At 36.8% G+C, this 19,485-nt stretch carries 20 protein-coding genes, 1 pseudogene and 1 other annotated feature; of the genes and pseudogenes, 5 read left to right on the top strand and 16 right to left on the bottom strand.

What is annotated here, in order from left to right; genetic code table 11:
* Positions 1–129 precede the first annotated feature (129 nt).
* The 3 genes from spxB (at position 130) to PT287_RS02845 (ending at position 5,053) form a co-directional block, all read left to right on the top strand.
* Entirely contained in the window at positions 130–1,908 is a 1,779-nt protein-coding gene (spxB, locus tag PT287_RS02855; protein ID WP_277132387.1) for a pyruvate oxidase, read from the top strand.
* A 117-nt stretch (positions 1,909–2,025) separates the two neighbouring features.
* Positions 2,026–3,411 carry an NADP-dependent phosphogluconate dehydrogenase gene (gene gndA, locus PT287_RS02850; RefSeq protein ID WP_277132386.1) on the top strand — a complete coding sequence of 462 codons (1,386 nt, stop codon included), beginning with the start codon at positions 2,026–2,028 and terminating at the stop codon, positions 3,409–3,411.
* Positions 3,412–3,505: 94 nt separating this feature from the next.
* Positions 3,506–5,053 (top strand): ClC family H(+)/Cl(-) exchange transporter, encoded by a 1,548-nt coding sequence (locus tag PT287_RS02845; protein ID WP_277132385.1) that lies wholly within the window; start codon positions 3,506–3,508, stop codon positions 5,051–5,053.
* Between the two features lie 52 nt (positions 5,054–5,105).
* Here PT287_RS02845 and PT287_RS02840 read toward each other — a convergent pair whose 3' ends face one another.
* Together PT287_RS02840 and PT287_RS02835 are read right to left on the bottom strand one after the other, a co-directional pair.
* Entirely contained in the window at positions 5,106–6,416 is a 1,311-nt protein-coding gene (locus tag PT287_RS02840; protein WP_277132384.1) for an NCS2 family permease, read from the bottom strand.
* Between the two features lie 158 nt (positions 6,417–6,574).
* Positions 6,575–7,882, bottom strand: a complete 1,308-nt coding sequence (locus tag PT287_RS02835; RefSeq protein ID WP_277132383.1) for an NCS2 family permease — start codon at positions 7,880–7,882, stop codon at positions 6,575–6,577.
* 213 nt (positions 7,883–8,095) lie between these two features.
* On the opposite strand from PT287_RS02835, the gene PT287_RS02830 reads away from it, so the two are divergent.
* Positions 8,096–8,893, top strand: a complete 798-nt coding sequence (locus PT287_RS02830; protein ID WP_277132470.1) for a Cof-type HAD-IIB family hydrolase — start codon at positions 8,096–8,098, stop codon at positions 8,891–8,893.
* On the opposite strand, the gene PT287_RS02825 is transcribed toward PT287_RS02830, so the two are convergent.
* From PT287_RS02825 to PT287_RS02800, 6 genes are all read right to left on the bottom strand, one after another.
* Positions 8,890–9,738 (bottom strand): amino acid ABC transporter substrate-binding protein, encoded by an 849-nt coding sequence (locus tag PT287_RS02825; protein WP_277132382.1) that lies wholly within the window; start codon positions 9,736–9,738, stop codon positions 8,890–8,892. The genes PT287_RS02830 and PT287_RS02825 overlap by 4 nt on opposite strands.
* A 4-nt stretch (positions 9,739–9,742) precedes the next feature.
* Entirely contained in the window at positions 9,743–10,390 is a 648-nt protein-coding gene (locus PT287_RS02820) for an amino acid ABC transporter ATP-binding protein (RefSeq protein ID WP_277132381.1), read from the bottom strand.
* A gap of 14 nt (positions 10,391–10,404) precedes the next feature.
* Positions 10,405–11,046: an amino acid ABC transporter permease gene (locus PT287_RS02815; RefSeq protein WP_277132380.1), complete on the bottom strand. Its 642-nt coding sequence runs from the start codon at positions 11,044–11,046 to the stop codon at positions 10,405–10,407.
* A 207-nt stretch (positions 11,047–11,253) separates the two neighbouring features.
* Positions 11,254–11,485: a binding site (T-box leader), on the bottom strand.
* Between the two features lie 59 nt (positions 11,486–11,544).
* Positions 11,545–12,228: a deoxynucleoside kinase gene (locus tag PT287_RS02810; RefSeq protein ID WP_277132379.1), complete on the bottom strand. Its 684-nt coding sequence runs from the start codon at positions 12,226–12,228 to the stop codon at positions 11,545–11,547.
* Between the two features lie 12 nt (positions 12,229–12,240).
* Positions 12,241–12,891: a deoxynucleoside kinase gene (locus PT287_RS02805; protein WP_277132378.1), complete on the bottom strand. Its 651-nt coding sequence runs from the start codon at positions 12,889–12,891 to the stop codon at positions 12,241–12,243.
* A gap of 247 nt (positions 12,892–13,138) precedes the next feature.
* Positions 13,139–13,798: a hypothetical protein gene (locus PT287_RS02800; protein WP_277132377.1), complete on the bottom strand. Its 660-nt coding sequence runs from the start codon at positions 13,796–13,798 to the stop codon at positions 13,139–13,141.
* Between the two features lie 276 nt (positions 13,799–14,074).
* Here PT287_RS02800 and PT287_RS02795 point away from each other — a divergent pair, with 276 nt between their 5' ends.
* Positions 14,075–14,197, top strand: a complete 123-nt coding sequence (locus PT287_RS02795) for a hypothetical protein (protein WP_277132376.1) — start codon at positions 14,075–14,077, stop codon at positions 14,195–14,197.
* 105 nt (positions 14,198–14,302) lie between these two features.
* Here the strand turns inward: PT287_RS02795 and PT287_RS02790 are convergent, their stop codons facing one another.
* The 8 genes and pseudogenes from PT287_RS02790 to PT287_RS02755 form a co-directional block, all read right to left on the bottom strand.
* Complete coding sequence (locus PT287_RS02790; protein ID WP_277132375.1) at positions 14,303–14,974, bottom strand: helix-turn-helix domain-containing protein; 672 nt, start codon at positions 14,972–14,974, stop codon at positions 14,303–14,305.
* 12 nt (positions 14,975–14,986) lie between these two features.
* On the bottom strand, positions 14,987–16,201 hold the full coding sequence (locus PT287_RS02785) for a CPBP family intramembrane glutamic endopeptidase (RefSeq protein WP_277132374.1): 1,215 nt from the start codon (positions 16,199–16,201) through the stop codon (positions 14,987–14,989).
* Between the two features lie 423 nt (positions 16,202–16,624).
* A pseudogene (locus PT287_RS02780) lies at positions 16,625–16,846 on the bottom strand (helix-turn-helix transcriptional regulator); the annotation flags it as partial.
* Between the two features lie 153 nt (positions 16,847–16,999).
* Positions 17,000–17,485: an Asp23/Gls24 family envelope stress response protein gene (locus PT287_RS02775; RefSeq protein WP_277132373.1), complete on the bottom strand. Its 486-nt coding sequence runs from the start codon at positions 17,483–17,485 to the stop codon at positions 17,000–17,002.
* A 20-nt stretch (positions 17,486–17,505) separates the two neighbouring features.
* On the bottom strand, positions 17,506–17,685 hold the full coding sequence (locus tag PT287_RS02770) for a DUF2273 domain-containing protein (protein WP_277132372.1): 180 nt from the start codon (positions 17,683–17,685) through the stop codon (positions 17,506–17,508).
* Between the two features lie 11 nt (positions 17,686–17,696).
* On the bottom strand, positions 17,697–18,251 hold the full coding sequence (gene amaP, locus PT287_RS02765) for an alkaline shock response membrane anchor protein AmaP (RefSeq protein WP_277132371.1): 555 nt from the start codon (positions 18,249–18,251) through the stop codon (positions 17,697–17,699).
* 143 nt (positions 18,252–18,394) lie between these two features.
* On the bottom strand, positions 18,395–19,108 hold the full coding sequence (locus PT287_RS02760) for a glucosamine-6-phosphate deaminase (protein WP_277132369.1): 714 nt from the start codon (positions 19,106–19,108) through the stop codon (positions 18,395–18,397).
* A gap of 84 nt (positions 19,109–19,192) precedes the next feature.
* Positions 19,193–19,465, bottom strand: a complete 273-nt coding sequence (locus PT287_RS02755) for a DUF2087 domain-containing protein (protein ID WP_277132368.1) — start codon at positions 19,463–19,465, stop codon at positions 19,193–19,195.
* Between the last annotated feature and the right edge of the window lie 20 nt (positions 19,466–19,485).

Genomic DNA, 19,485 nt, shown 5'->3' with positions numbered 1-19,485 from the left:
ATGTTACCTTTTATATTTTGCTAGATATCTTCTAAAGACTGAGTCATTTGCAATTCAGTTACTTGTAATTATGAAATTATATGTTTTAATACTGTATGTAAGTGATTTATTTGAAGGAGATACGCTCAAATGACAAAAATTAATGGCTCAGATGCAATGCTTCAAGTATTAGTTGATTGGGATATTGACCACATCTTTGGTTATCCAGGTGGTTCATTCGATTCAACTATGAATGCTATTCTTAATTTCAAAGACAAACTTAAGTTTATCGAAGTTCGTCACGAAGAAGCTGGCGCTTTAGCAGCTTCAGCTGAATACAAGCTCACTGGTAAAGTTGGTGTATGTTTTGGTTCAGCTGGACCTGGTGCTGTTCACTTGATGAACGGTTTATACGACGCCAAGTACGACAAGACCCCAATGGTAGCTATCGTTGCTAACGTACCAACTAGTCGTCAAGATATGAACTTCTTCCAAGCTTTTGATGAAAAGCCTTGGTTTGACAACGTTGCTGTTTGGAACCACCAAATTAAAGCAGCTAACCAAATTCCACGGATGATGGATGAAGCTCTTCGTCAAGCATATGCTAAGAAGGGTCCAGCAGTTTTAATCTTGCCAAAAGACTTCGGTTGGGACAAGATTGACTACAACTTCCAAGTTACTGCTAACTCATTAACTGCTATGCCTAACTACGCTGCACCAATTAAAGAATCAGTTGATGAAGCAGTTAAGTTGATTGCAGAAGCTACAAATCCAGTAGTTTACTTTGGTATGGGACTTAAGGGTCACGGTGACGTATTGAAGGCATTCTCAGACAAGTTCAAGATGCCAATTATGTCATCAGTTATTGCTAAGGGTATCGTTGAAGATGCATTTCCAGCATACTTGGGTTCAATTGGTCGTTGTGCTCCTAAGGCAAGTGACGACATTCAAACTCACGCTGACTTGGTTGTATGGGTTGGTAACGACTCACCATTCTCAAGCTACTTCTTTAACCCTAAGGCTAAGATGATCCAAATTGATGTTGACTCAGAAAAATTGGGTAAGCGTCATACTGTTGATCTTCCAATCTTGGCTGATGGTGCTAAGACTTTACAAGCAATCATTGATGCTGGTGAAGCTCGTGAAGAATCACCACTTTACAAAGCTGGTGTTGAGGACCGTAAGAACTGGGAAGAATGGCAACACAGCTTTGACGATGCAGATGAAATGCCGATTCGTCGTGAACCAATCTTTGACATTATTAACAAGTACGCTGCAGACGATGCAATGTTTGGTATTGATGTTGGTAACATCAACATTGACTTCCAACGTTTGATGAACTTGCACGATAATCAAGTTTGGGCAACTTCAGGCTTGTACGCAACTATGGGCTTTGGTTCACCAGCTGCTGTAGCTGCTGCAACTGCTTGCCCAGACCGTGAAGTTTGGAACCTTGGTGGTGATGGTGGTTTTGCAATGATGAGTCAAGAATTATTGACCCAAGCTCGTTACAACATGCACATTATGAATGTTGTCTTCACTAACGAAACTCTCGGTTTCATCCAAGCTGAACAAGAAGACCAATCACATCAACCATTGTCAGGTGTTATCCTTCCAGATAACGACTGGGCAAAGGTTGCTGAAGGTATGAACGTTAAGGGTGTAACTGTACGTACTAAGAAGGAATTCGAAGATGCAGTTAAGGAATGGAAGAGTTCTGATAAGCCAATGTTAGTAGACGTTAAGCTTACTCACGAAATGCCATACTCAACTGAATTGAACACTTTGGACGACCCAGCATTTGTTGAGAAGTACCAAGCACAAGGTTTGAAGCCATTCAGCTACTTTGCTGAAAAATACGGCGTTAACGATGATGCTTTTGGTCCTGTAGATGAAGACGATGCAACTTCAGGTGCTTCAGAAGCTTAATGTTAATTAATCGTTAATATTAAAAAATAAAAAGCGGAACTAATAAAAAGGTTTCGCTTTTTTGCATACTTATAAGTATAATAATAGGGGATTAAATTTAATAGTGGAGGATAAAATATGCAACAATTTGGAATAATTGGCTTATCTGTAATGGGTAAGAATCTTGCTTTAAATGTCAGAAATAGTGGCTTTTCAGTTTCTGGTTATAGTATCGACAAGCCAGAAGTCGATGCTTTTGCAAAATATGAAGACGATAAATTAAAACCTACTTATTCTTGGGAAGAGCTCGTTAATTCATTAGAGAAACCACGCAAAATTTTAATTCAAATCGCTGCTGGTCGCCCAGTTGATGAAACTTTACATACTTTATTACCTTTATTGGACAAGGGTGATATTTTAATCGATGGTGGTAACTCCAACTTTAATGATACTAACCGGCGGTTTCACGAGATGCAGGAACACGGCATTCACTTTATCGGAATGGGTGTTTCTGGTGGTGAAGAAGGGGCTTTGAATGGCCCAGCTTTGATGCCAGGTGGCGATGAAGAAGCCTACAAGCAAGTTGCCCCTATCTTAGAAGCAATTGCTGCTAAAAACACTGAGGGTCGTCCTTGTGTCAGCTTTATTGGGCCTGAAGGCAGCGGTCACTATGTTAAAATGGTTCATAACGGAATTGAATACGGCATTATGCAAGAATTTTCCGAAGTTTATGATATTTTACGAAAAGTTGCTGGTAAAACTAATGATGAAATGGCCCAAATCTTTACGGATTGGAACCAAGGAATCGTTAAGGCTTATTTAAGTGAAATTACGGCAGAGGTCTTGAAGCAAAAAGATGAATTAACTCCTGATTACGTAATTGACCATATCTTGAATGTAGCATCATACAAGGGTACTGGTAACTGGATGCTTGAGGACGCAATTCGCTTAGGAACACCAATTAGTGTAATTGCTGAAGCTGTTTTAGCACGGTTTATGTCTAAGGCAACAACACGTGCTGGTAAAGAAATCACTTGGAATGGCGATGTACCAGCTGATTTAGTAGCTAATTTGGGTAAAGCATTGCAATTAGGTCAAGCTGTTGCTTATGCTCAAGGCTTCCAACAATTGAAGATGGCCGCAGATGCTTATAAATGGGATTTGCGTTACCCAGCAATTGCCCAAGATTGGGAAGCCGGCTGTATTATTCGCTCATCAATGTTGAAAGATATTGAAAATGCTTATGAAAACGGCAAAAAGCTGAATAATTTATTTGAGGATAGTTACTTCAAGGACTTAATGGCTGAAAACATTGACGCTTTGCGGCAAGTAATTGCATTAGCAACTAAAGCTGGCATTCCAACACCAACCTTGAGTGCAGCTCTTAATTACTTGGAATCAATTTTTAATCCAAGCTTACCTGCTAACCTAATTCAGGGTCAACGTGATTACTTTGGTGCGCATACTTACTACAGAAATGACCGTCCTGGTGTCTTCCATACAGAATGGTATGAAGAAAAATAATCATGTTACACGTGTAACACAAAAACAGCTAAATTAATTTAGCTGTTTTTTGTTGTACAATGGAAAGAGTACTTTAAACAAGGGAGTAAGGATTGTGCGCAATCATTCAGAAATAAAATTGCTGGGGCAGGCTCTGTTAGTGGGACTGCTTACAGGCATAATTGTCGGTATCTTCCGCTTAGGAATTGAAAAGATGACATCCTTTTGGTTGAGATTATTTCATTTAGCACATGGCAATGCTTGGTGGCTCGTCATTATTGCCTGCGGACTGGCATTAGTGGGAATCATAGCTGGTTATTTTGTTAAACAATATCCTCATGTTGGTGGGTCTGGAATTCCTGAGGTTAAATTGCAATTGCAAGGAAATCTGTCGCTCCAGTGGTTACCAATTTTATGGCGCAAACTAATTGGCGGAATTTTAGTAATTAGTACAGGCCTGTTTTTAGGTCCTGAGGGTCCATCTCTTCAATTAGGGGCAGCTATCGGTCAAGGAGTCGGCGAAGGCTGCAGTCAGACTAAAACTAATGCCCGTGTCCTAATTGCAACGGGCGCGGCTAGTGGCTTAGCTGCCGCGTTTGGTGCTCCGCTGAGTGGTGCTTTGTTTGTCCTAGAAGAAGTGTTTCATAATTTTTCGCAACGAGTGTGGCTCAATGCTCTGGCTGGAGCAATGGTTGCCGACTTCGTCGTTTCCAATTTGTTTGGTCAGCATGTGGCGTTGGCTTTGTCCTATAATCACACGTTCCCAATTTTGCTATACTGGCACCTGGTATTTTTGGGAATTATTTTAGGATTGTTAGGTTATTTGTATAAAACAGGCTTATTTAGCTGCAAAAAATTATATGCGAGAATTACGCTGTTACCCAACTGGTTGTATGGTCTAATTCCGCTAGCTTTATTGATTCCAATTGCATATTATTGGCCATTAATTACTGGCCCTGGTAACCGCCTGATTCTTAGTTTGCCTAAGATGATTACCAAAACTGGCTGGTCAATGGTTGGCCTGCTGCTATTTTTTTATTTGGTTAGAATTGTTTTTTCAATTGTTTCGTATGATTCGGGACTACCAAGTGGCATCTTTTTACCAATTTTAACGATGGGAGCGTTAATAGGTGCTATTTATGGCTTAGTAATGGTACAGTTGCATTTATTACCTCAAAAGTTGGTGATTAACCTAATTATCTTTGCAATGGCAGGATATTTTGCAGCGATTATTCGGGCGCCATTTACCGCCGTAATTTTGATTACGGAAATGGTGGGCTCGTTATTGCACTTAATGCCGCTGGCTGTAGTTTCTTTTGTGGCGCTGCTAGTTGATGAATTGCTTGGTGGGATGCCAATTTATGATAGCTTGGCACAAGCAATGCTGGGTAAGAAAAAGTCAGCTCAGGTAACAGGACAGCGTGATCAGCTGACGATTCCGGTTTATGAAAATAGTGACTTGGTTGACCGAAAGATAGTAGACATTAATTGGCCGGAGCACACATTGGTTAAAATTATTCATCGTGGTGGTCGGGATTTAATTCCTAATGGTCAGACTAAAATCAATAATGGTGATAGTTTGATTTTAGAAGTTGATGCTGGTCAGCGTGGTCAAGTTTATGAAAAGATAAAACAGCTGCAGGCTGTTGAATATGACGGTTAAAATTGCCGATACAAAAAAAGCCACCTGAAAAGGTGACTTTTAGTTTACTTAATTACATATTGGTTACTAAAAAGAAAATGATAAAAATTACAAATAGTACGTACATCATTGGTGAGACTTTTTTAGATTGCTTAGAAGCGATCATTGTAATCGGATAAGCAATCATGCCCAGTGCTAACCCGTCAGAAATACTATAAGTTAGCGGCATGCCAACAACTGTCAGGAATGCAGGCAAAGCAATTTCGAATTTTTCCCAATTGATTTTTTTCAAATTTCCAGCCATTAGAACACCAACAATAATTAATGCTGGTGCAGTAACCGTTGTTGGAATAACAGCTAATAGCGGACTAAAAATCATACTAATTAAAAACAAAATACCAACAAAGATTGCAGTTAATCCAGTACGACCACCCATGGCGATACCAGCACTTGATTCAACTGAGGTTCCAAGTGGGGCTGTTCCGAGAATAGCACCTTCAACCATTGCCGCAGAATCTGATAAGAATGCGCGGCCAATCCGTGGAATTTTACCGTTTTTATCAACCATTCCTGCTTGCTCAGTCATTCCAATTAAGGTACCAGCAGTATCAAAAAAGGTAACCAGCAAGAAGGTCAGAACAACCATAAATAGTTGCGGTGTATTAATGTCTTTTAAATGAAAAACTGCTTGGCCAAAGGTCGGAGCAATACTTGGTGCACTGGAAATGATAGCCTTAGGTAAAGCTATTTGACCAATTACAATGCCAAATACAGCGGTAACGACCATCCCAATGAAAATGGAACCAGGAATGTTCATTGCCATTAAGATAACAGTTAGCGTTAACCCAAATAGGGTAATCCAGACAGCAGGTGAATTAAATTTACCTAAAGTTACAAGATTAGAATCACTATTTACAATCAACTTACCATTTTGCAAGCCGATAAAAGCGATGAAGAGGCCAATTCCAGCTGAAATTGCATATTTCATGTCTTGTGGAATTGCATCAACAACTATTTCCCGTAATTTCAGAACAGTTATTAGGATAAACAGTACGGATGCAACTAGAACAGCAGCTAATGCAGTTTGCCAGTTGATATGCATACCAACGCAGACGTTATAAGCGAAAAAGGCTGCACTGCCAAGAGTTGGTGCTAAGGCAATTGGATAATTGGCAACTAAGCCCATGATGAAACAGCCAATAGCTATTGAAATTGCGGTAACGGTAAATGCTGCACCTTTATCGATTCCAGCTGCATGTAAAATGTTAGGGTTAACAAAAAGGATGTAGGAGAGACTGACAAACGTGGTTAATGCGGCGATTAACTCGCGTTTAACAGTGGTATGAGCATCGTTTAAATGAAAGACTTTATCTAGTGTCGTCATTTTTTCCTCCAAAATATTAAATTAAAAAGAACCAATGTAACTAGTATATAACTAAATCATGTTATATTTCCATGATACAGCCAAATTTATTTTATAAGAAGCAAAAAAGTCAAAATCTATTGTTAGATTTTGGCTTTAATAAAATTTTTTCAATTAAATTAGAAGTTAAGTACCCAGAGGAAGAAAATAAAGACGAAGAAGAGAATCCACATCATTGGTGTAACTTCCTTGCCACGTTTAGCAGCAACCATACAGATTGGGTAGGTAATTAATCCTAGGGCTAACCCATCAGAAATCGAGTAGGTTAGTGGCATACCAATCAAGATTAAAAAGGCAGGTACGGCAATTTCCATTTTATCCCAATGAATATGAGCCGTGTTTTGAGCCATTAGAACACCAACAATAATTAAAGCGGGTGCTGTTACATGAGTGGTAAATAATCCAAGCAGTGGACTGAAAATCATTGAAATCAAGAAGAAAATTGCGACAAAGACAGCAGTTAAACCAGTTCTACCACCGACAGCAATTCCGGCACTGGATTCAACAAAGGCACCAATAGGTGAAGTACCTAGGACAGAACCAACCATCATCGCGGTTGAGTCAGAAGCTAAGGCTTTACCAACTCGTGGCATTTTGTTATCTTTCATAAATCCAGCTTGTTGAGCGAGTCCGATTAATGTACCAGCGGTATCAAAGAAGGTAACTAGTAAGAACGTTAAAACAACAACCCACATTTGCAATGAATTGATGTCTTTAACGTGAAAGATTGCTTGACCAAAGGTTGGTGCAATACTTGGCGCCATTGAAATTACTTTAGTTGGTAGCGGGATTTGCCCAGTAGCAACACCAAAGATTGCAGCTAATACCATGCCGATAAAAATAGCACCAGGTACATTTAAAATCATTAAAACAACGGTTATTAACAAGCCAAAGATTGTAATCCAAACTGCTGGATCATGAAGTGATCCTAAACCGACTAAAGTTGACTTGTTACCGATAATTAAACCACCATCTTGCATTCCTAAAAAGGCGATGAACAAGCCAATACCTGAAGAAATGGCAAATTTCAGGTCAGCTGGAATGGCATTGATGATTTTTTCTCGTAATTTAAACAAAGTGATTAAAATAAAGATGATTGAAGCAACAAAAACAGCAGCTAACGCTGTTTCCCATGAAACATGCATGCCAACACAAACTGTGTAGGCAAAGAAGGCGTTAATTCCAAGGGCTGGAGCTTCACCAATTGGGTAATTGGCAACAATTCCCATAATCGCTGTTCCTAATGCACTGGCCAAGGCAGTTGAGGTAAAAACGGCCCCAGAGTTCATGCCACTTGCCCCTAAGACGCTAGGATTGACAAAAAGGATGTATGACATACTAATAAAAGTAGTTAAACCAGCAAGAAATTCCACTTTAATGCTAGTGTTATATTTATCGAGCTGAAAATAACTCTTAATAAAATTCATTATCTCTCTCCCACAAATTAATGTTCGTGTTTAAAATTTAACTTTCGACCATTAAAGTCTATCACTCTGAAAAATAATTGCAAACACGAATTATTAAAACCGGTAATTGACTAAAGAGTAACTATCGTCTATTAACAGTTATTGACCAAGGCTAGTAATAATCGTTAAAATAAGCTTAATTACTACTAAGTTAAAGAAAATAATTGAGGAGAAATTATGGTTAAACTACTTTTTTCAGATATTGACGGTACATTAATCAATTCTGACTTGCAAGTAACACCTAGAACGCGGGATGCAATTCGTAAACAAGTAATTAAAGGCAATATTTTTGTGCCAGTATCAGGTCGGATGCCACAAGGAATTATGACAGCAGCTGGACAAATTATGAAAAGGTGCCCGCTCATTGCTTACAATGGCGCTCTAGTTTTAGATGAAATGGGCAGACCATTAAACTCACAGTTTATGACTGCCGATCAGGCAGAAGAAATATGTCAGTATGTTGAGCGTAAAAATAACGGAACTGTTTGGAACGTTTATAGTGGCTATGACTGGTACTATTTCCCGGGAAATAATTGCGAATTAGTTCAAAAAGAAGAAAAGACCGTCGATGTTAAAGCAACGCTAAGCTCACTAGCTCAGGTTAAAAAGCTTAAGGGTGCTCACAAAGTATTGATTATGGGTGACCCAAAGTTGTTAGATGAGGAACAAGTAGAATTAAAAGTAAAATATCCAAAATTATACATTGTTAAATCTGCACCAAATTTACTTGAAGTAATGATTAACGGTGTTTCTAAGGGTAACGGCATTAAAATTTTGGCAGAAGATTTCAATGTTAAATTAACTGATTGTTGGGCTTTTGGTGATAATTATAATGATGCAGCAATGCTAGAAGCCGTTGCTCATCCAGTATTAATGGCTAATGCGCCAGTTGATTTAAAGGCAAAATTTAAAGTGATTACGCAGGATAATAATCATGACGGGATTGCCGACGTTTTGGAGCAGTTAGATTAATTTTTCTTTAGCAAGGGTGTATCAGCAGCCGAGCCAAACCATTTGTGATTGATTTTGGTTAGTGTGCCATCTTTAGCTAATTTATCCAATCCAGCATTGATTTTTTCACGCAAAGTTATATCGCTTTTTCTCATGCCAACACCAAAGGCATCTTTAGGAAATGGCCCGTGAATTATGGTAAAGTCAGCTGGGTGTTTTTGGCGTGCAATATAGTAATTGGCGTAAGTGCTGTCAATTAGTAGTCCCTGAATGCGACCGGCATTTAAGTCGATAAAAGCATTAGTGAAGGAGTCATACAGGACTGGGTCGTGATTTTTAATGCGATCTTTAAGCAACTTTGGCTGCTTTATAATGTCGTTGTAGCCAGAAGATCCAGTTTGTGCTCCTAATGTTTTCCCAGTCATATCCGCATAGGAATTAATGTGGCTTTTACGCTTAGTTACCAATAATTGTTCGCTATACAGGTAAGTTTTACTAAAGCCGACCTTTGCTTTGCGTTCAGGAGTCTTGCTAAAACCGTTCCAGATTAAGTCGATGGTCCCGTTTTTGAGTTCCGTGGTGTTCATCGACCAGTCAATTGTCTGGAAGCTCACGCGCATGCCGTACTGCTTAAAAACAGCCTTAGCTAGGTCAACATCATAACCAACTAATTGGCCATTTTTTTGGCGGAATCCCATTGGAACAAAGGTGTCATCAACGCCAATAGTGACATAGCCGCGCTTTTCTAGCCGCTGCCAATTGTCGGTTTGACTGGCTCGCTTACCAACCGAAACTCCGCTACAACCAGTTAGAAAAATCCCACAACAGAAAATTATTATGAGGGTAAGAAAATTTTTATGTTTCACAGCTCTACCTCCTTTGGCTGAAATCGGTAACAGTAAAGGTTTTATCAGCAACTTCTTTAGCAAAATCCATGTCATGAGTAACAATGATTTGTGTCATGTTCTCTTCACGCTTTAATTTTAGAATGATTTCAGCAACCGTCCCGCGTAAAGCAGGGTCAAGAGCAGAAGTCGGTTCGTCGTAACAAAGAATTTGCGGTTTCATGGCTAAAGCGCGGGCAATTGCAACTCGTTGTTGCTGTCCACCAGAGAGTTGTGCAGGATAGAGCTGTTCTTTACCAGTTAAATTTAGCCGTTCAAGCAGTTCTTTGGCTTGCTTTTCGGCGGCTGCTTTATCTTTTTTGAGTGCTAAAGTTGGAGCTAACGTGATGTTTTCCAGCACAGTTAAGTTAGGAAATAATTGATAGTCTTGGAAAACAACGCCGATTATTTGGCTGCTATCAGTTGGATTAGCGGGATCAAATTCTTGCCCATCCCATAAAAAGCTGCCCGAGTCGATAGTTTCAAGACCACTTAAGCAGCGCAGCAAAGTTGTTTTACCAGCTCCGGAAGGTCCGACGATTGCTAAAATTTGTCCACTAGGGATAGTTAAATTGACTTTATCTAAGATTGTTCGTTGACCAAATTTCTTGGTAATATTTTTAAGTTCTAACATCTAATCGCCTCCAACTATTTCCATTTAGAATAACTATTTTCAATTTTCTTTAAAAGATAAGATGCAATTCCCGTCATAGCTAGGTAAATAATACCAACTAAAACTAGTGGCACTAAGGTAACATCTCTTGCTGTGGCAACATTGCCGGCTCTCAGGAGGTCACCAAGGCCAATAACATATACTAGAGAAGTATCTTTAACCAGATTGATAACCTCGTTACCAATGGATGGAATAACAATTTTGACAACTTGGGGGATAACGATATGCTTTAATGTTTGCATCTTAGTTAATCGCAGAACTCGTGCACTTTCATATTGTCCTTCGGGAATGGCTTGAAAGCCTCCACGGAAAATTTCAGCAAAATATGCTGCATAGTTGAGGATAAAAGCAAATAATGCTGCATCGTAGCGCTGAAAAATCACGCCAATAATTGGTAAGCCGTAAAAAACAAAAATTAATTGTAATAATAATGGCGTTCCACGCATAATCCAAACATAAAATTTTAAAAAGAGCTGCAAAGGCTTAATATGCGAGATGAGCCCTAAGCTAATAATAATTCCTAAGGGAATAGAAATAATAAGTGTCCAACAAAACAGTGATAAGGTCATTTGTGCTCCCTGGAGTAGGGAAGGCAGGATGGCGTTAATGTAATTCATGGTATTCTCCTTATATAATAAAAACGTCCCCTTAGACGTTGGTCTAAGAGGACGTTTAATCGTGGTTCCACCTCAATTTACTGTTTACTCACGCAAACAGTCTCAATCAGTTAAATACTGCATCTGCAATATAACTGTAGTGATAACGGGACTACCGGAATTTCTTAATTTGTAAGAAAAAAGCCGTCCTTTTGGATAATTTCTATCTAAAAGGACGACTTAACGCGATTCCACCTTAATTTGCTATTTACTCACATAAATAACCTCGGTCAGTTTAACAAGAATGAAAAACTGTAGTGATAACGGCACCGCCGGAATTTCTTACATTATTTAGAAAAACGGTTCGCAGGTGTGATTCATACTAGGCACTTTATGTCTTTACAGCAACTGACACTCTCTGGTAAGCCCTAAATACTACTAGTCTGCTCATAACCTTTTTAATTTTGCTTTAATTATAATCACTTAATTTGATAAGTCAAGTAGTTATGATCAAAGTTATTAAGAAATCTTAATGTCAGTTGGCTTATCCCAGGACTCAGGTAATTTGCCGACTTCTTTTAATTTGGCAACAATCTGATCTAAAACTGTTGCCCGAGCTTGCTCATCGGTCATAAAGTCAAGAGCATCACCATCAATTTCCATCTTAGGTGAGTAATCGTACTTGTCATACCACGGCTTGTAGTAACGCAACAGCCGTTTGTAATAGTCTTCAAGGGTTGCGTCGTAACTAAGTTGCTCGTAGGGACGACCACGCTTTTGAATTCGTTTGATCATTGTGTCATAAGAAACATTGATGTGAACTAACAAGTCAGGATTCTTCTTTGGCATGTGGGTAAGTTCACTCATCATGTTGTTTAGTAATTCATAATAAGTGTCTACTTCTTCCTGAGTTGCCCGACCAATGTCAGCATTCATTTGGAAGAAGAGGGCATCTTCATAAATCGAACGATCTAGAACATTGTTGTCTTCTGTTAAAGCATCTTTGATACTGCGAAAACGTGTATTTAGGAAAAATACTTGTAATAAAAAGGCGTATTTTTTAGGATCAGCGTAAAAAAGCGGCAAAACAGGGTTGTTATCGACGCTTTCATAGAATGGCTTAGTACCTAAATAATCTGCTAAAATACTGGTTAGACTGGATTTACCGGCTCCAATTGGCCCGCTTAAAACAATAACTGTCATCACGTTCCTTCTTTATTTTAAATTACCTAGTTCGCGCAATTTGTCATCAATTTGCCACAAAACTTCTTTTTTAGCATTTTCATCAGTAATGAAATCAAATTTATCGCCGTCAATTGCTATTTTAGGTGATGCATTGTAATTTTCATACCATGGCTCATAGTAGCGAATCAGGCGTGCATAGTAGTCCTTTAAACTAGGATCTGCACTGATTTGTTCATAAGAGCGACCGCGCTTTTTAATGCGTTTAAGCATTGTTTCTAGCGACACATGAATGTAAATGAGTAGATCCGGCTTTTTACTTGGATTACCAGGAGTATCTTCCATCATGTTTTCGAGCAAGCCGTCGTAAATCTTAAATTCTGTTGGATCAGCGACATTACTGTCTGCGTTCATTTTGAAAAAGAGAGCATCTTCATAGATTGAACGGTCTGAAACACTGTTTTTCTCTTTAACTGCTTGATTAATCTGTGCTATCCGATGGTTGAGCAAGTAAATATTGAGCAAAAACGTATATCGCTTCATGTCCTTGTAGTACAGGGGAAGAACAGGATTGCTGTCAACTCCCTCATAGAAGGCTTGAGTACCTAGATGTTCAGCTAAAATACTGGTTAAACTGGATTTACCGGCTCCAATTGGCCCGCTTAAAACAATAACTTGAATCACGTTCTTTCTTAAATACAACATATTGATACTTAATAAGTTTAATACGAGATGTAGGGGTAAAACAAGGAAAAAGTTAATTAAAATGGTTACATGATTGTCAAGTGATTTTGTATATTGAAGAGCAAAAAAATTTAATTTGTTAAAAATGTATTCTTATATAGTATATTGCTTTGCAATAAATGTTACATGTGAAACACAAAAAACGAGTAAGAAAATTTCCTTACTCGTTTTTTTATTAAAAATAATCTTATCTTGGGTTGATGTCTGAATAAGTCATGTCAGCAAACTTAGTTGCAGTATACTTATTAGCTAAATCCTTACTTGTAAAGTATTGGTTGATTACCTTACCATCATCAGGTCTTGCTTCAAAAACAACTTTGATGGTTTCGCCAGTCTTATCGTCAATCTTTTCATCCTTGACAGTATAAGCAAAGCCAGAAGTAACTGACTTTTCGTCGACTGGACTAAGAATCGTCCATTTAGTCTTATCAATGGTCTTATATGAGCCGCGCATTACGTTAGCAAAAGCTTTAGCGTGCTTTAACTTCCAATTACCACTCATTTGCCATGTGTATTTGTTAGTTCCCTTAACCTTGCCGATGACTACGGCTTTAGCCTTTTTACCAGTATATGGAAGAACTAACGTTGATTTGCCAATTTCAAGTGGGTCAGGGGTCAAATTGTTGTTACTGTACCATTTACCTTGTAAGTCTTTTGAGAAGACAAAAGCTTTTTTGAAGCCATATTTCGTACCCTTGGCTTTCTTCTTAGAGGTCTTTTTAACAGCTTTTTTATTAGTAATGAGTGTTTTAGTAGTTTTGGCATTAACTTCGTTTGTGGTAAAAATACCACCTGCAAGGCTTAATGCTGCAACTGATAAGCCTAAAACTTTTGTAATTTTGTTCATAGTATAAGCTCCCTATGTTTGATAATAAAATATTTATTTTTTCAATATAATTATATCGTACTTGTTAGATGCTTGACAATAAAAAAGTGTAAATCTAGTACTAGATGATAGGTAATTTTGTCAATTAGTTAACTGTTGTTTCACATGTAACAAAAATAGCTTAGCAAAATTTGCTAAGCTTTTTATAAATTACCAACAACCATTAGAACAACGGTAATTACTAGAATTTACGCGATGTGCACTACGCTGATTATAGCAGTATGATGAGTCTTTATAATGATTATGATAGTTGCAATAAGCTGTATTGTCATGGTAGTTATTTTCTGTGTCTGCATTGGTGGAATGCAAGGGATTAAGCCTGCCAATGCCAAAACTAGTAACAAGACTAATGCTAGTTGATACTAGCATCGTTTTTTTAGTTAATTTCATAGAGTAACCTCCTAATATTTTTTCTTTTATTATAGCTTGCCATGCATAAAACATCGTGTATTTATTAAAATAAATTTATTCAACGCATTGTTTATAAAGTTCAATAACAAGTACAACAGATAGTAGGCGATGTGTTAAATCGCCAAAGACGTAACCTATGATATAGCCGAAGTTTTCACCTGCTGATTCGGATGTGCCTGATATAGTTGCACTATTAAAATTAATATTTTGAAGTTGGTAAATAATCAAGCTAATCGCTAAAATTAATATAATTGTGAAAACAAGATAATTAATTTTGGGATGTTCATCAAAATATTTTTGCCAATTATATTTTAAGTTTAGAGAATTTGCTTGATCGAGTTCATTTAGTCTTGCTAAAGCTGTGATGACAAAAATCGTGATTACTAATGCTAACAGAATGAAAAGGTTGGAGTAACTGAGGCTGACTAACCAAAAAGCAATTAATATCAGGCCAATTACTGTTAGACACCACTTAATTGGTTTTAATTTTGTAATTACATTCTTTTTTTCTAAATATTCTTTCATACCTGTGTCCTCCTTCAATAGGGTATCAAGTGAGATTTGGTAGAAGTCGCTTAATTTAATTAGTGTAACAATATCTGGATAAGTCTTTTCATTTTCCCAGCTAGAAATTGTCTGTCTGCTTATGAAGAATTTTTCAGCGACTTCTTCTTGAGTTAAATGATGCGTAATTCTTGCCTGCTTCAAGTGCTCACCAAATTTCATATTTTTAATCTCCTAAATGTATAATTTCCTATGTTTTAAGTTGGATATAATTGTATCTTTTCTGGAACCAGAAATTAGGAAATAGGCAAAAATAATGTCAATGACTGCTAGGAAAATTGTTATTTGCCAATCGAAAGTGGAAGGTGAAAACATAATTAGGGAACCTGTTGTGATAGCTGCTGCAGCATCAAATAGTGCATGGTAGCCTATGCTAATTAAGATAGAGTCGGAATATAAATAAATTGCCGCAAAAACAAATCCAGAGCAACAAGCAAAAAGCATTTGCTCCAATGTGGCAGAAGCAGACTGTGCAGCTAAATTTGTTATATGCCATGAGCCAAAAATTAAGCCATCACATAGAACAGACCACAGAATTTGGCTGTGAGAATTTTGGAAGTAACGTAGTAATAAACTTAAAATACAGAAACGCATTAACCATTCTTCAGCAAGTCCAGCTTCAAGAGAATTAAAAAATGGAATAGCTATAGATTTTGCTAAATGAAAATCCCAAGAAGTTAAAATACTTGTCCAAGATTCACTAACATTGAAACCATTAAATAAGCATCTAACAATGATGAACAAAAAGATAATTCCAATAATTGTTTTTGAAGCTCGTTTACTAATTCGCAAGTGTGGCGTTTGGAATCCCCAATCGTGCATGACAATTAACATAATGATTGCAAAAATGATCGCACCACTAAATCCAGACTGATTAAGAGTTAGCAACCAATGTGCAGGCTTTTTAGCATCTATAAATGTATCTGGTGCAGATAGCAAAAGTGAAAACATGATGAAGGCTAAAAATAAAATTCTACCCCAAACATTTTTGACTTTACATAGCGCAAGCTTAGCCATTGGAATGTACATGATAAGTGAATAAAGGGTAAATAATGCAATCCAAAAGGTACTGTTTAGAATGTGATATCTACTTAGTAGTTTGATTAATAAATAGAGTGTAAGTTGTAGGGAAAATGTGATGTTGAGACTTTCCCAATAATTGTTAAATTGCACTAGGTGACTATTAGGATTGAGGTCATTTTTTAATAATGTAAATTGTAAACAGATAAAAATCATCAAAATTAGTAAAAATACACATGATGCCACAGCTTTATGTGACAATAAAAAATGATGCCGAATAAGTCCTAAAATAAGAATTCCTAATAAAATAATTAATTGGAATAACGTTTGGCAAAAATGCCATTTTTTAATAGTTGACTTTGAAAACATGATTGATCTCGATTCTAAATATTAATAATTATGCTTTTTTTCAAGTTTATAAATAAGCCCAAAATATATTAGTATTACTATAAGTTCTCCAATGATGTCTGTAAGATACTCGGATTTTGGATCATGTAATAGGTTGACGCCTAATTGCATCATTGCCAGTATTAAAAAAACAAGATATCCTAGCCAACTATGCTTTTTAAAGAAACTGTGATACTTTGATTCGATCCCTAAATTATTTGACTTGTTAAAATTATTGATATGTCTAATAGCCTTTGTTAAAGGAATTTGAATTAATATAAGCAGTAGGAAAAAGCCATGAAGCTTAATAATATCAAGTATCTCAGCTAAACAAACAACTAATATTATTGATTCTATTAATCTTAAATATTTTTGGATATTCCTTAATTCTTGAGCAACATTCTTTTTCTCTAGATATTCACGCATACCAGAATCCTCCTTTAAGAGGGTATCAAGTGAAATCTGGTAATAGTCACTTAGTTTAATTAAACTAGCCATGTCAGGATAAGTCTTTTCATTTTCCCAGCTAGAAATTGTTTGTCTGCTAATGAAGAACTTTTCGGCGACCTCTTCTTGAGTTAGATGACGCGTAATTCGTGCCTGCTTTAAATGCTCACCAAATTTCATTTTTCTTTCCTCCATATTTATAAATAAATTATGGTGAAACTGTTTTAAAAGAGCAAGCAGAGAATTATTGCACTATTGTAATTAAATAATTATTTCCCGGGAAATAAAAAAAGGACAGTGATATAATCACTGCCCTTCTTAGTTAGAAGTAAATTATTTTACGCGGCCTTCTTTGGCTTCTGTTTGTTTACTATCTTTTTGATCATCAATTTTTTCTTTAGTATCTTTGGTTACACCTGTAATACGATCTTGCAAGCTGACAGAATCTTTTTGATGTTGTTCCTGAGTTTTAATGTCAACAACAGTGACGTTAACTTCAACAGTATCAAGCCCTGTCATTTCTTTGACTTTGTTGTAAATCTTCTCTTTGATTTGATCGTATAATTTTGTGATTTGTACGCCGTATTCTGCAACAATATCAATATCAACGGCAACTTGAGTTTTACCAACTTCTACATTAACGCCAGTCGTAACATCATTATTATTAACAATTTTATCGGTTAAATTAGAGAAAAAGCCGCCGTCAACAGTTAACAGTCCTTTGATGTCTGATAAGGCAATGCCAATAATTTTCTGGATTACTTTAGAATCGTATTTTAGCTCGCCTTTAATTTTTTGATTTGAATTTGTTTGTGCCATGTTAAAATCTCCTTTATAAATTACTTATTCATTAGCTTCTTGAGTATTGGCCAAAAGTGCCCGACTATTAGGCCACAAATTAACATTACGATTACAAAAATTGTCTTAAAAAAGCCTAATCCCAAAAAACAAAAAGCTAAAAGTAGACCAATGATCGCGCCACTTATTTCTGGAAGGTGATTTTGCAAGATGTCTTTCATTTTAACCTCCTTTACTGAACGCGCTTTTCAGGCTTTTCACCATCGTGATAGTTAGTAAACTTAATTCTGATTTTTGGCTTCTGCTCAATTCCTAGTAGTTGCTTAAGATCAACTTTTATTTTTTGAAGATAGTCTTCAAGTAAATTGGCGACATTTTCTCCAGCTCCAAGATCACCGCTCACACTAATTTTAATATGGTGCTTAGTTAATTTAGAATCAACCTTAGCGTTGTTTAGGTAAGGGAGGCTTTTTAGTGAGCTTAAGACAAAGCCATTAACAGCTTTGTTGGTGACTTTCACTTGACCACTTTGTTTTGGAATCAGGTGAAAACTGCTTTGTACTGGCCAAAAAAGCAAAATCAACAAACTAATAATTAAAATAACAATCATAATGATGCTAATGGCAATTAAATACCAAGTAAATATTGGGTTAAGGGTACCAATTGATGGTAATTTCAGCTGTAAATATTTTTTCCACAAGTTACAATTTTGCCATAAAAGATAGACTGGCAAGGGCAATAGGAGTATTGCACATAATATTAATAGCCATTTTTTACTTTGCTTCAATTTATCACGTCCTTTGAGTAGCTAAACTTATCATAGACCTTGAATATTTTATTGGTTAATAATATGCACCAATAAGTATATTTTTTATCCAATTTTGAGCATAAAAAAACACTGTAATTAATACAGTGCTTGTTAAATTTGAATTATTTATTTAGTTCACTTGCAGCAGCTGAGTCAACAATCACTGTTACGTCAGGATGCTTTTGCAAGATAGATGCAGGTACGTCTTCTATTACAGGTCCGGAAATCATTGCTTTAATTGCCTTAGCTTTGTTAGCACCAAAAGCCATAATTACAATTTTCTTGGCTGACATAATGTTGGCAATGCCCATACAAATAGCAGATTTTGGTACATCATCAATATTACTGAAGAAACGAGAATTTGCCTTGATTGTGTTTTCGGTTAATGTTACTTCATGAGTGGTTGAATCAAAAGAGGTTCCAGGCTCGTTAAAGGCAATGTGACCATTTTGACCAATCCCTAAAAGTTGCACATCGATTGGATTTTCAGCAATGATTTTATCGTAATCGACAGCAGCGCCTTCAGGATCGTTAATTGCCTTAATACCATCAGGAATGTAAGTTTTCTTAAATGGCTTCTTAGCAAAGAGGTGCTGTTGCATAAAGTAGTGGTAACTTTGGTCGTTATCAGGAGTTAAACCGACGTATTCGTCCAAGTTAATGCTGATTAAGTTACTGGTATCAAGGCTACTAGCTGCTAATTCTTGGTATAAAGTTACTGGGGTAGAGCCAGTGGCAAGTCCTAGCACCTTAGCGCCATTTTCAATTTCATGCTTAAAAATTTTGAAGGCTTCAACGCCGCCTTGGACATTGTTGGTTGTGGTAATTATTTTCATAGTTGCTCCTCCTAGATTTGATAAATTAATTATAAATTGGTATATGCCAATTTGTCAACCTAAAAAGGAGCTAAAAAAATAATTTTATTTTCTGGATTTAAGCCAATAACTAACGCCGTCATCTGTCCGCTCTAATAAGTGAGCCTCGACCAGATCGCGTCTACGAGTAACGTAATCATCGATATATTTGCGTAAAATCAAATTGACTTCAGGTTCTGAATACTTTTTGTTAGCTTCAAATTTACTGGCTAAATATTGTAAAATCAGCTGACGTTTATGGGCTTTTCCGGGCCAGGCTTTAACAAAGCCATTTTTATCTAAATAACGTTGGAGTTGTGTTTTTTCTTGTTTATTCATTGCTGTATTCTTTATTAAAA

This window comes from Lactobacillus sp. ESL0679, from assembly GCF_029433515.1.
In the GTDB taxonomy this organism is placed as follows: Bacteria; Bacillota; Bacilli; order Lactobacillales; family Lactobacillaceae; genus Lactobacillus.
Note: the sequence above shows the minus strand (reverse complement) of the source record. Positions and strands in the feature narration are given on the sequence as shown.